Source organism: Psychromonas ossibalaenae ATCC BAA-1528 (assembly GCF_000381745.1).
Taxonomy (GTDB): domain Bacteria; phylum Pseudomonadota; class Gammaproteobacteria; order Enterobacterales; family Psychromonadaceae; genus Psychromonas; species Psychromonas ossibalaenae.
The window spans coordinates 51,490-64,906 of record NZ_KB906967.1 but is presented as its reverse complement, the minus strand read 5'-3'; the positions used below and the strand labels follow the sequence as shown (position 1 = coordinate 64,906).

At 42.1% G+C, this 13,417-nt stretch carries 9 protein-coding genes; 6 read left to right on the top strand and 3 right to left on the bottom strand.

Annotated elements, in window-relative coordinates:
• The 4 genes from G327_RS0100240 (at position 1) to G327_RS0100225 (ending at position 3,217) form a co-directional block, all read left to right on the top strand.
• Positions 1–612, top strand: coding sequence for an MSMEG_1061 family FMN-dependent PPOX-type flavoprotein (locus G327_RS0100240; protein ID WP_019612750.1), 612 nt, complete (start codon positions 1–3; stop codon positions 610–612).
• A 91-nt stretch (positions 613–703) separates the two neighbouring features.
• On the top strand, positions 704–1,906 hold the full coding sequence (locus G327_RS0100235; RefSeq protein WP_019612749.1) for a GGDEF domain-containing protein: 1,203 nt from the start codon (positions 704–706) through the stop codon (positions 1,904–1,906).
• A 127-nt stretch (positions 1,907–2,033) separates the two neighbouring features.
• Positions 2,034–2,501: a Cys-tRNA(Pro) deacylase gene (gene ybaK, locus G327_RS0100230; RefSeq protein WP_019612748.1), complete on the top strand. Its 468-nt coding sequence runs from the start codon at positions 2,034–2,036 to the stop codon at positions 2,499–2,501.
• Positions 2,502–2,617: 116 nt separating this feature from the next.
• Positions 2,618–3,217, top strand: coding sequence for a MarC family protein (locus G327_RS0100225; protein WP_019612747.1), 600 nt, complete (start codon positions 2,618–2,620; stop codon positions 3,215–3,217).
• Between the two features lie 312 nt (positions 3,218–3,529).
• Here G327_RS0100225 and G327_RS0100220 read toward each other — a convergent pair whose 3' ends face one another.
• On the bottom strand, positions 3,530–4,015 hold the full coding sequence (locus G327_RS0100220) for a MarR family winged helix-turn-helix transcriptional regulator (RefSeq protein WP_019612746.1): 486 nt from the start codon (positions 4,013–4,015) through the stop codon (positions 3,530–3,532).
• Positions 4,016–4,149: 134 nt separating this feature from the next.
• Here G327_RS0100220 and G327_RS0100215 point away from each other — a divergent pair, with 134 nt between their 5' ends.
• Positions 4,150–5,049, top strand: a complete 900-nt coding sequence (locus G327_RS0100215; protein ID WP_019612745.1) for a DMT family transporter — start codon at positions 4,150–4,152, stop codon at positions 5,047–5,049.
• A 92-nt stretch (positions 5,050–5,141) separates the two neighbouring features.
• On the opposite strand, the gene G327_RS0100210 is transcribed toward G327_RS0100215, so the two are convergent.
• The gene (locus tag G327_RS0100210) at positions 5,142–5,501 is read right to left on the bottom strand and encodes a VOC family protein (RefSeq protein WP_019612744.1); all 360 of its coding nucleotides are present in this window, start codon (positions 5,499–5,501) and stop codon (positions 5,142–5,144) included.
• 276 nt (positions 5,502–5,777) lie between these two features.
• Positions 5,778–8,978, bottom strand: a complete 3,201-nt coding sequence (locus G327_RS0100205) for a hypothetical protein (protein WP_019612743.1) — start codon at positions 8,976–8,978, stop codon at positions 5,778–5,780.
• Positions 8,979–9,854: 876 nt separating this feature from the next.
• On the opposite strand from G327_RS0100205, the gene G327_RS25820 reads away from it, so the two are divergent.
• Positions 9,855–13,112, top strand: coding sequence for a putative bifunctional diguanylate cyclase/phosphodiesterase (locus G327_RS25820; protein ID WP_019612742.1), 3,258 nt, complete (start codon positions 9,855–9,857; stop codon positions 13,110–13,112).
• The last annotated feature ends 305 nt before the right edge of the window (positions 13,113–13,417 follow it).

The window sequence follows — 13,417 nt, the reverse complement described above, 5'->3', positions numbered from 1 at the left end:
ATGCAGCAGATTCAAAGCCGGAAAATATTAAGAGAAATGATCGGCAAACCGAACCCTGTGGCTGCCAAGAAGATTTATGATCATCTTAATCCGCGTATGAAAAACTTCATCAGCCAGTCGCCGTTAGTGATGCTCTCTACTATTGACGACCAGGGCTTTCCAACTATTTCTCCGAAAGGGGATAAACCCGGTTTTGTCAAAGTGACACAGGATAATAAGCTGTTTATTCCTGAATTACGGGGTAACAAACTGGCATTTTCATTAACCAATATTCTTGAACATAATAAAGTGGCGCTGATTTTTATTCTGCCCGGTACCACTGAAACATTAAGAGTACACGGGACCTGCCGACTGTTGAGCGGTGAACTTATCTGTAAGCAGATGGCCTCACTGTCACATAGTGCACTGCTGGTGATGGAAGTAACGGTGAATAATGCATATTTTCATTGTGGTAAGGCTCTGCTGCGTAGTCAGGCATGGCAGAGTGATACCTGGCCGGAGGTGATGAAAATATCATTCGGCAGGGAAATAGCTGAGAATACCGGTGCGGACAGCTCGTTTATAGAGCAGGTAGATGACGGTATTAAAAGCCGCTCAATTGCTGATTTATAGAATTGTCTGCCGCTGCTGCCTGTGCTAATTATATTTGACGGCTATAATCATATTCAGATGATCCTTCTTCTGTAACCACGAAGGCTGATACATGAACCTGGATATTCATACGCTGCTTATTATTAATACCGTAGTATCATTCATTATTTCCCTGGTAATGTTTGTTATTTGGCGTACACAAAAATCCAGTTCAAGCTTAGGCTGGATTGCGCTGGCATTTGCCTGCCAGTCTATTGGTGCATTATTAATTTCAACTCGTGATTCATTTCCCTACTTTGCTTCTATTATTATTGCCAACAGTGCATTTATATTATGGGTGATTTTTTTGTGGCGGGCGATACGTGACTTTCAGAAGTTAGTTTTTCCAGTCTGGAAAGTTTTAGGGGCTCTGCTGCTGTTTGCGTGTCTATTTCTTTACTTCACCTATGTCGATTTTGATACCGATATACGCATTATTATTATTTCCCTGAATTTTGCATTTTTCTCTATTCTCAGCGTTAATGATCTGGTTAAACCCGTACACAGTAATTCGGTCTCGATTGAAAATAGATGTACAGCCGGCTTGATTATGCTGTTTACTGGTTTTATGGTTCTTCGCTCAATAGTGACAGCCGCCGGTATGGTGAGTGCTGATTTTGCCTACACTGGTTTTTTACAGCAGTTCTCTATGCTGATTTTACTAGCCTATTCACTTTCTTTTGTTCTTGCATATTTATGGTTGTTACAGCGTCGTTTTGAAAGTGAAATTGAGCAGCGGGCTAATGCACTGCAGGCTGCAAATTCATTAACTGAGTTATTACGTCAGGAGGCCGAGGATGCCGCGCTGCATGATCCCTTAACGCTAGCGGGAAACCGCCGCAAGTTTGAAACTAATGCAGATTTAGAACGAGAACGTCACCTTCGCCATCAGCGGAAACTGTGTCTTGCTTTTGTTGATATCGATCTTTTTAAAGCCGTTAATGATAAATTCGGACACGACGTAGGGGATCAGGTTTTAAAATCACTAGTCAGCCTTTTTACAGATATTACACGTAATATTGATATGATTTATCGTTGGGGAGGGGAAGAATTTATTATATTGTTACCTGAAACAGATTTACCCACCGCTCTGCTTGTCTGTGATCGTATCAGGGGCCATATTCAGTCAAACCTGAATGTTGAAGGAGACAGTATTACCATCAGTATTGGTGTCGCGCAGTTAACGGCTCATGAAAGTATTAATGAACTGGTTAAGCGTGCGGATAAACTGCTGTATAAAGCAAAACAGAAAGGGCGCAACTGTGTTGTCGGATAATACGGGGGAGTTACTATTCACGCCGCCAGTATCTGCACTGGTCAGGCTGTTCATTCATGGTGTTTAGTCTGTTATTCTCAGCAGACTTAAATACATCGTTCAATACCCATTAAAAGGTTTAGTTTCTATGACCCCGGCAGTTAATTTTGTCAAAAAACAAAAAATCCCTTATCAGGTACATGAGTATGAGCACCAGAAAAGCAGTGAATCATATGGTTTAGAGGCTTCTGAAAAGCTCGGTTTACCGGCTTCAGTAGTATTTAAAACATTAGTGGTGTGTTTAGACAGCAAGCAGCTGGTTGTGGCGTTATTACCTGTGGATAAAAAACTCAATATGAAACTGGCTGCGAAAGCCGCCGGCGCCAAAAAAGCACAGATGGCAGATAAAAATGATGTCCTGCGTTCTACCGGATATGTGCTAGGCGGCGTGAGCCCGCTAGGACAGAAAAAACGTCTGACCACGCTGGTGGATATTAGCGCTGTTGAACTGCCGAGTATTTATGTCAGCGCCGGTAAAAGAGGACTGGATATTCAGTTAAATCCGCAGGATTTAATACGTGTATTAAATGCATCTGCTGTTGAACTCTGCCTCTGACCGGCTTTATTTTTACGCTTGTTAGAAAGCATTAAAAGTTAATGATTTTTTACTGTTTAAACCTTAAATAAGTATGTTAGCATCACGTTTTTAATTAACCTGAGAGTGATGCTGAGATGTTGGAAGAGTTTTTTACCCTGTATTTAAAACTATTTTTTATGATGGTTCCGTTCTTTGTGCTGTCTGTGTTTCTTAGTTTGAGTAAAAACCTCACCAAACCAGAAAAAAAGAGCGTTATTTTTAAGCTGTCAATTGCTGTTGTTATCTCAAGTCTGATCTTTTTACTGTTTGGTAAATATATATTCAACCTGTTCGGCATTACCTTAGATGCGTTTAAAATTGGTGCGGGAACCGTGCTGTTTCTAAGTGCATTAGATATGATCCGCGGGGGCCGTGAAGTGCCTGCAGAGAAACTCGAGTCAGGCAGTGATTTTGCGATTGTGCCGCTGGCGATACCGATAACGGTCGGCCCGGGTATGATAGGTATTCTGATGGTCATCGGTGCTGAGGTGAATACCATTATGGGAACCCTGTTAGTTGTTCTGTCGCTATTAGCTGCAGTTATCTCACTGGCTGGTGTGCTTCTGCTTTCTAATAAACTACAGGATTTTATCGGCAAGCAGGGATTAGCGGTATTACCTAAAATAACCGGTTTATTTGTCTCGGCTATCGGCGCGCAGATTATATTTTCCGGGATTAAAGGTTTTCTGTTTTAAGCGGATAAAACCCGAAAAGTTATGCTCCTGAACGGCATCCATTTAGATAATTTAAGCAGACCGGTGTCCGGTCTGTTTTTTATCTTTTTTAAACCCCAGCGTCTGTTATGATTCAAATTGTCCTATCCAGGTTTTTAATAGCTGATTAAGAACAGGTTGGTCTGTTTCAGAAAGTGATGAAACTAATTCCTGCTGCACTTTTACATGTTGTTCAATTACTTCATTAGTAAGCTTTATACCAGCTTCGCTTAAAGCGACTGAGACAGACCGGTGTCCGGTCTGTTTTTTATCTTTTTCAAAGCCCGTCGCCTGCTATGATTCAAATTGTCCTATCCAGGTTTTTAATAGCTGATTAAGAACAGGTTGGTCTGTTTCAGAAAGTGATGAAACCAATTCCTGCTGCACTTTTACATGTTGTTCAATTACTTCATTAGTAAGCTTTATACCTGCTTCGCTTAAGGCTACTGAAATACTGCGCCGGTCTTGTTTATTATGTACACGTATTATTAACCCCTTAGCTTCAAGTTTATCCAGGCGGTTAGTCATTGCACCGGATGTCAGCATCATGGAGCTGATTAACTGTGACGGTGTTAAGTAGTAATCGTTACCAGAACGCAGCAGGGTGGCCAGTACATCAAATTCGCCAAGTTTTAGATCATAAGACTTATGACATAATGCAATTTTACTTTCAAAGTGCTTATTCAGGCGCATCACTCGGCCTATTAGCTGCATTGCAGAGGTGTCTAAATGAGGCTTTTCTTTTGCCCATTGGGCTGTGACCCGCTCTAATCCATCCATACTGTATTCCTCATTATTAATTGCATTAACCTTGACACAGAGAATCTTAACATAAAGATACTTTACAAAAAGCACTATGAAGCGCAAACTGCACTTATCTTAATGTAAAGATACTTAATATAGAGACACTTTGTATGAATATATTACTGGCCATGATCCCGGCTTTTTTCTGGGGAACCACCTATGCAGTGACGCAGTTCACTCTGCCGGACTGGCCGCCGCTGCTGCTCGGCGCTTTACGGGCTTTACCCGCAGGTTTAATACTGCTGCTGATTAAACCCAGTCTGCCGAAAAAATCTGACTGGGGCATATTATTCGGCCTGGGTTTGATTAATATTGCCTTGTTCTTCAGTTTGATTTTTGTAATGGCTTTAACCCTGCCTTCTGCTATTTCTGGTGTAGGTATGATTTCCGTCCCTGTTTTTGCGATGCTGTATCACTGGCTGGTAAATAAGCGTCGGCCTAAGGCATTACAGGCATTCTTTGGTTTTTTATTAATTATTTTAGCTTGGTTGTTATTTGACCCTGGAACTATTCGTCTGGATCCTGTCGGACTGCTGGCGATGCTGGCGGCTATATTGTGTATTGTCAGCGGCAGCAGTATGACTAAATCTCTGGGCAGTCGTATCCACTGGTGGAGTGTTTTAACCTGGCAGCTGATTATCGGAGGGGTAATATTAACAGCCGCTGCTGCTGTCCATGCACTTGTGGCTCCGGCGGATTATCTGCAGGCTGCGGAGCAGTTTCAATTAAGTAACGGGCTGGGCCTTACCTGGATAATCATACTTAATACCGCTCTGGGTTACGCATTGTATGTGTGGCTGCTTCAGAGAATGAGCGTGGTTGATTTTACCTTCGGCGGCATTGCCAATCCTGTTGCAGGTATTTCTGCCGGTATGTTGTTATTAGGCGAGTCGTATAGTCCTGTTCAGTATCTGTTAATGAGCGCGATGATTTTGACTTCGCTGATGCCGCAGATTATTGAGCTGATCAAAAGGCGCTGGTTTCCTGGCATTAAAGCTGCCGAAGCTTAAGCTGAAATGTTTGTAAAGCCGTTCCGGTTAGCGTGGACGGCTGGATACTTTTTCTTGTAAAAAGCAGCTGATGATTGTCCTTCGCTATATTATTACTGCTCTGACCATACTGCGTATTCATTTCCATTTGGATCTGCAAAATGAAAACGTACACCACCGGGAAAACTGAAAACAGGTTTAATAATTAAGCCGCCGGCCTGTTTTATTTTCTGCTCTGTATGATTAATGTCACTGCTGTAAATTACCGCCAGTACACTGCCGTTTTTTGTCGTGGAACTCAACTCCGACAAATAAAAACCACCGTTGATACCCGCTTCCTCGCTGGAAAAAGCACAGTATTCAGGCCCGTAATCCTCAAACTGCCAGTTAAAAACTGTAGTGAAAAACGATTTGCTTTTACGCAGATCTCTGCTTGGAAATTCTAAATAGTTTATTTTTTTATCGGCAGACATAAGTGTTCCTTTTTAATGAATTGAGAGGGGGATTGTATATTTTCTGAGATGAATTATTTTTGAGTCGCTTCACTTTTAAAGTGGATTATCTAATTAGGCTGAAAAATTTTTATGTTGAATACGGCAGCAAAGTTTCATTGTGTATTGTAAACCAGTACATTTTTGCATCACATCATATGTAACCATTGGCCAAACCGCTTCAGGATGCAGATGTATGCACCTTGAGGCGGTTTGAGTCTCTTTTAAATAAAATTTAAGATACCGTTGTTTTGAATGTCAGGGATTTTGTTTCCTGACATTGATATTGGTGATGACTGCACTTTCATCTTGCTTCGCTCGACTGCCTTTGCGCTTGAATTTGAAAAATACCCGCAAGGTATCTTCTTCGGCGGTGAGACGCCGACTGGAGTAGAAAATATCCATATTTTTCACTGTTTTACTCAATACATCTCCACCTTCTGTCCGGGTTTGTGATGGATCGCCGCTATTGATTATCTGCCCGTAAACCCGCAGCTCAGAATCGCTAATACGATCGGAATTTAGCATGGCTGATACAATATAGCGTGTTCCCAGCGGATCGTTACTGTCTAAGGCAAAGTCACGATACACATCGACATAATCTCCGCCTATTGTTCCATTGGGTATTAACATAAATATTTTATCTTCCTGCACTGCAGCTTGTGCTGATTCACCATTTTCTACTGTCCAGGTATCATCTAGTGTGGTGAGCGGCTGGCTGATCTGACGCATTGAGATGTTATCAACCAAGTAGCGGATATATTTGGGTTCAACATCGATATTTCGCTCAACTTCAAAACTGATCAGTGCATGGGTTGCATCCACAGGTTTATAGGTCAGTAATTCAAAATCAATATCGGCTTGTTTTGCGCCTTGATAGGGGTAGGACTGTGCATTTAATATATTACTATATTGAGCCGGGTAGAGGCTATCTCTGTTGTCTTTGTTATACCAGGTTACTTTAAGGTATGCGTTATCGTCTGCATGTGCATTTTGAATCCTGCCTTGAGCACGTATTACAAACGGCGTCATGCTTGCTTTATTCGTTAGGTCTATGACCTGATTCAGGCTGGCAAACTCTGATGTTACTTCTTTATTATTTCTTATTTCAGCACTTCGACCATCAATAGCTATACCTTCAGTATCCGGCGTAAAAAACTGGAAATCACCGCGTGTTGTCCAGTGCTCTAATCGGTCAGCAAAGTCAGCATTTTCGACAGGCATTAATTCACCTTGTGTTTCAGAGGGAATGGCTGGAATATCAGAAAGCGGCTTTAGCTGAAAGTCTTCAGGGTGACTGTTTCGTGCTATTACGCTGTCTATTACGCCTTTACGTCCTGTATGCCCCTGAATTTGCTCTGCTAGGCCAAAGTAACCATAAACAAGATCTGCTAGAGCAATTCTGACAACATTCCATTGAGGATCATCATTAGAGTAGCGGGTCAGCAAGTTTGCTCCTATGGTTCCATTCGGACTTGTTACTCCATCTACCCCTTTCATTTTCTGTCTGAGGTTATCACGGTAGGCAAAATACCCGCCTACTGTAGAGCGGCTGTCGCCATACATGCCGAAACCAAGAATTGCAGGGAAATGGGTGATGGTATCCGGATGGTAGTTGATTTTGTCAGCATTATAACCCAGGCTGTTGCCTGCGCCTGCAGAAAACACAGTTAAATAATCAGTAGCATTATCATCCGTCCAAGCTGCGTAGTGTGCGTAGAGATTGTTAAAGTTACTCTGCCAGCCTGCGCTTTCTCGGTAATTTTTAAAAACAATATGGCCGTATTGTTCCACAAAGGCGGAAATATTCCATTTAATGACAGGCTCTGTATCTAAATAAGAAGTTAGTGGATGAAAGCTGTCATGGTCTTGCCACCAGTCCTGATAAGCTGTTGTAGACATAGGATCCATGGCTCCAGCCAATTCGGCAAAGAGGTAAGATTCTTGATAACCGGGATGTTCTCGCAGTGAATAACCTGGTAGGGGTCCAAAATCGGTACCAGACATAACTACATTGCCGAACTCGCGCAGGTAGTCTGAATAATTTTTTTGTTTGCTGATAATAAGGTTCGCTGCTTCTTCAATAACCGTATCATCGGCATAATACTCTTTGGCACGTAATGCCGCATGTATCAGTTTTGCTGTCGGATAAATTGACCCCTCACCCTTACCGCCATGGGCAAACCCACGACCATCAATAGTATCGTAATTTGCGAAGAATAGTCCGTCAGAAGTCAACTCGGGAATAATGCCGTCTGCAGCAGTACCTGCGTGGCGTTCAAGTATTAATCTGACCTGTTCCTGACCGGATTCATTAAACAGTTCTTCGTGAGCAATAAGAACCAGAACGGCCCATCCAGCCGAGGCTGAAACACCAGTGTTTTTATGTTGTCCGGCTTGTTGTGATGCTTCTGTTCCCATAACCCAGCCTTCAGGCATAGGTGAAGGCCACAGCAGGCTGCGTACTAGCGTCATATACTGCTGATATTCATCGAGCAGCCATTCTTCGTAGCCCAGACGTAGGTCACTTAAATCTTCGATTACCAGTGAATTTTGTGAAGCGAGAAGCATTCGTCCATCTGCCGTGGCCGCAATGCTGCTTGTATAAGGCAGTTGAGTATATTCATTAGGGGTAATACTCTGCTGTTCATTGAGCATTGCTTGGCTGATAAAATGCAGTGTAGAGGTCGGGGCTGTATCATCATTGTAAGAATCAGACAGAATGTATAGACCGCCTTGCTGCTCTCCGCCGTAATTACGCCCGTATGTTAATCCCTGTATATCTTCATGTGAGGCAATTTTTTCGGGGCTGCCTTCTTCAGACAGTTTAAACAGCTCGTGCTCAGTAGATGCGTATAAGGTTTTATTGGCACTATCAATTGCCATACCTTTTATCGGAGTGTCGCTTAAAATAATATTCGCTAGATAAACACCATTGATGTCATTTTTCTCTGCGCGATAACGCTGTAAACTGCCGGTTTGGGTACCGACCCAAAGCTCTCCGTTGAAGTGTGCAAGTCCAGTATTACTACTCTTTGACGGCTGAGCCTCAACAACTTCAATAAAATTATGCAGTTCAAATGTGCCGGTATTCAGACGTAATATAGTCTCGTGCTTAGCGCCTTTTAGGGCGATAAATAATAGTCGCCCTGAAGAAGAAAAAGCTAACCCGGACGGCCCGTGATTTTCACTGCTTATATTAAAGCCTGTGGGGAGTTTTGCCGTCAGTTGCTCATTATCAATGCGGATAATGAGTTCTTGGTGGATATTAAATACTTCTATGGTGTTGGTATTACGGTCTGCAAATGCGTACAGGCCTGTATATCGTGACGCAGCTGTTACCGTAGGCTCATGCTGACTGAAAGGCCATTCCTGATAACCAAGCTGTTGTGATGAGATGTTAGCTGCATAACTTTGCCAGCTGATAAATGAAAAAAAAAGTAAAATAAATTTTGCCATAATAAATGTTTTGCTGCCTTAATGGTTAGACGTAATAAAGAATAATGCCGGTGATTCACCTTACAGCGGGATAATTCATGTGATTTTACTCATATAATTTCATCTTGTATAAATGCTGTTAGTGCCACTGAGGGAAACTAACAGTAAATCTAATCACTTAGGCAGTGAAATGTAGTGAATAAAAGTGAGAAATAGTGATTGAGCTAAGGGCGGATAACACTCTGTTTGGGAGTGGAGTTGTAAGTTGTTGATATATTATGGAGTAATTAGTTGGCGCTTTAACTGTTTTTTGGCTCTATTTCCAACGCAAAAATTTAATGGAGATGTACGGTAAGTTTATTAATTTTCAGTTAGAGCAGCTGATTACCGTAATCAATGCTTCGCTTTCATGCATTTCTCTATGCCTAAAGAGATCATTTAACCCGTGGGGTTTGTATAAATATGGTGCATTTATGATTCTGTTTCTGTCTTGTTATATTTATCAGGCAGTGAGTACCGTAATGTAATTCGCGTAAATATTAACCGAAACTCTGCTGTTCTGATTATTAGAACGAAACTGGGAGAGCGAAGTTGTTTGAGCGTAATTATCTTATCCAAACCATCACCGGCAGCCTCTGACTTACAGATTGAACCTGTTCTTGCGCTTTAAAGTCGCGCATGGTGTTAATTTTGCTACCATTTAATAGTAGCTGGTTAATAATCTGTTTTTTTATAAAAATCACGCTAAAAGAATCCAGGTGCAGAGTGAGGATCTGCTTGAGTTCTTTCTACTGCTTCTATGATTACAGTACTTGTAAGAGCTTTATAATTAGCTGTTGTTTGGGGTTTTACTAGAGGAACTGTTTCACCAGTTTATCTATAAATACGGAGATCACTATGGCTGTATCTGATAAGCAGTCCAGCTCCCCGCTGTTGCGGATGCGGGGAAAACTGGTGCTGATCTTTATACTTATTAAAGTATTGCCGTTAATTCTTCTGGCTTGGCTGGCCTGGACCCAGTCGACTAAGCTGGTTGATATCCTAGGGCAATATTATGAAATGCTTTCTGAATCTTCAAGCGCAGCTTTATCGGAGACAGGTGCATTAGCGATTAATGATTCTGTTAACGCTCTTGATGAGCGGGCCAGGAATGAAATAGAACGTATCACCACAGATACTGCAAAAAATATCGCGCAGTTTTTATATGCCCGCGATGATGATATACAGCTGCTCGCCAGCCTGACTCCAAGCCACTCTATTTACACTGATTTTCTTCAGCACAGGAATACTCTTCAATATGAACAGGAAGAATGGCGTCTGGCTGAAGACTCAAGCCGCTGGGAACCTTTGAAAAACCCCGAGACTGGAATTTCTGTTGTGTCAACGCTGCAGGAAAATGATAAAGCTTTTCACTCCAGGGCTACAGAAGTGAATAAACCCCTGCGTTCTCAGCCTTTGTATCTTGAAGCGACTTTTATCGCCCCAACGGGGATGGAATTGTATAAAGTAACGACTTCCAAGTTAATGTCAGCAGAATTAAAAGATATTTCTAAAGCAGAGAATACTTTTGTTAATTCGGAAGATTATTTTCATCATTTAGTGAACTTAAGTGACGGAGAAATTTATGTATCAGATGTGATTGGCGCTTATGTGCCTTCTCGAGTGATAGGCTCTTATACCCCTGCTTCTGCTCGCAAGGCCGGTATTGAGTTTGAGCCGGAAAAGAGTGCTTATGCAGGCAAGGAAAACCCTGTTGGCCGGAAGTTTCAAGGACTGGTTCGCTGGGCTACACCCGTTATGAAAAATGGAAAACTGCTGGGTTACGTTACTTTAGCGCTAGATCATAGCAATATTATGGCTTTTACAGACTCTATTAGTCCGACAGAAAAACGATATAGCGCGATTGCCGATGCCAGTGACGGGAATTATGCTTTCATGTGGGATTACAAAGGCCGTAATATTGCGCATCCGCGGCATTATTTTATAGCCGGTTATGATGCGCAGACAGGCGCGCCTGCAGTGCCCTGGCTGGAGCAGAGTATTTACGATGACTGGCAGGCTGGTGGGTTACCTTACGCCCAGTTTGTCGAACAGGCAGATCAGTTTAGAGACCAAAATCTGAGTCATAAACCGGCCTCCGAGTTAGGTCCGACAGGGATGCGTGCATTGGACTGTCGTTTTTTAAATTTTGCTCCCCAGTGTAAAGGCTGGTTCGATTTAACGAGTGAAGGAGGATCTGGTTCCTTTGTTATTTTTTGGAGTAACCTGTGGAAATTAACTACAGCGGCACCTATTCCTTATTACACTGGTCTGTATGCTGACAGTAAGCGCGGCTTTGGTTTTGTGACCATTGGTGCGAACGTTGATGATTTTCATGAGCCAGCCGTCATGTCAAAGCAGAAAATTGACCAGAGAATTGCGCAGAATGAAGCCCAAATAGTCAATCAAACAATAAACTGGAAACGTGCGGTAACGGCAAATTTGCACGATACAGCGAGCAGTTTGTTCTGGTCTACTTTATTTATGATCACGCTTGTGATTATTATTGCAGTATGGATGGCGTCTTATTTTACCGGGCGAATTCTGCAGCTTATTCAGGGGATCTCATCATTTAAGCAGGAGGGGGAATTTCGTTTTGCGTCGGAAAAACAGGATGAAATGGGGGAACTTGCAGCAGCACTCGACGGTATGGCAGATCAGGTTGATCAGAACTTGTATTTGCTCAAGAGTGAAATTCAGCAGCGGAAAAAGACAGAGCAGGAATTACGGGAATCGCAGGAGACTCTCGAAGACAAAGTTGAAGAAAGAACTCGAGAACTCACTTTTCAAATTAAGCAGCGGGAAATGGCTGAGTTAAAAGTTCGTTATTTAGCTGATCATGATGCATTGACCGGACTGCCCAACCGTCGTGATTTTACTGAAAAGTTAGCCCTTTCTTTGGCGCGTGCGGACGCCAGTCAAAAACAGGTCGCATTGCTGTTTATTGACCTTGACCGTTTTAAGGAGGTAAATGACACTTTGGGTCACGCGATAGGAGACTTACTGCTTTGTTATATTGCTAAACTGCTGAAAGAAAGTGTCCGCGAGGATGATCTTGTCGCACGTTTAGGAGGAGATGAGTTTGCAATTGTGATGACCAACATAGATTCTCATGAAAGTGTGTCAATCACATCAAGAAGAATTATTGAAGTATTATCTAAGCCTGTCAGTATTGACGGAAACGCAATTGATACTGGTCTTAGTGTCGGCATCACTATTTACCCCGAAAATAAAGTGAGTCCTGAACAGTTAATGCTGCAGGCGGATTTAGCCTTATATGAGGCTAAATCTCAGGGAGGATTATGTTACCAGTATTTTCATCCAAGCATGCAGGTGCTTCATATTGAAAAAACGCAGTTTGGAAATGCACTGTCCAGAGCTTTTGAGCAGAATGAATTCTGTTTGTATTACCAGCCTCAGTTTGACTATGGTAAACAAGCCGTTGTCGGAGTTGAGTCGCTGATTCGCTGGCAGCACCCTGAGCAAGGGGTGATAGAGCCCGATAAGTTTTTCGCTGTTGCGCAGCGTGCCGCTTTATTTCCTCAGTTAGATCAGTGGGTAGTCAATGAGGTTTGCCGCCAGGCCGTTCACTGGTTAGAAGATGGTTTAGAATTTGGAAAGATAGCTTTTAATGTGTGCGCTGTAGAGCTTCAGAAGAAAAGTTTTCCGAAAGTTATCATATCAGCCCTGGAGTCAACAGGGCTGGATCCTAAGTTTATTGAGGTAGAATTAACCGAAAGCTCTCTTATTGAACATTTCGATGTTGTTCTTGCAAATATAAAGCAGTTAAGAGAGTTAGGCATCAGTATTGTGATTCATGACTTAGGGGCTGAATACTCATCACTGAAACAATTTATAAAATGTCCTGTGGACATAATAAAAATTGACCGCTGTTTTGTGAAAAATATTGGTGACAAAAAGTCTGAGGCAATCATTTGTGCCTTGCTGGACCTCTCTAATCGGATCAATTTAGAGGTTATTGCTAATGGGGTAGAAACTGAAATTCAGTTAGCGTATTTACAGGAAGCTGGTTGTCACGTTATCCAAGGGTTTCTGCATGCTAAGCCGATGCCTGAACACGAATTTAGACAGTACCTGGCTAAATACCGTTCTTAAGCATTGATAATACGGACTACTAATATGAAAGTTGATCTTAATAACTTTGAATAATTAAAGGCAGCTACGCCACTTCACATCAATCACTGAATAACTCGCCAGTCACTTTAGCCGACAGTTCTACTAAAAATTATAGCGGACGACGTTGATCGTTATTTAGGTGCTTAGTGAACTCAATGTACTGTTTGGCGATGAAAAATAACCGGCAAAAATGAGAGCATTAAACAATATTACTCGATTAAATAAGACAACTTATTGATTTTGTACTGCTCATTTTGCACTATGGAAATAATTACTTAGTATAC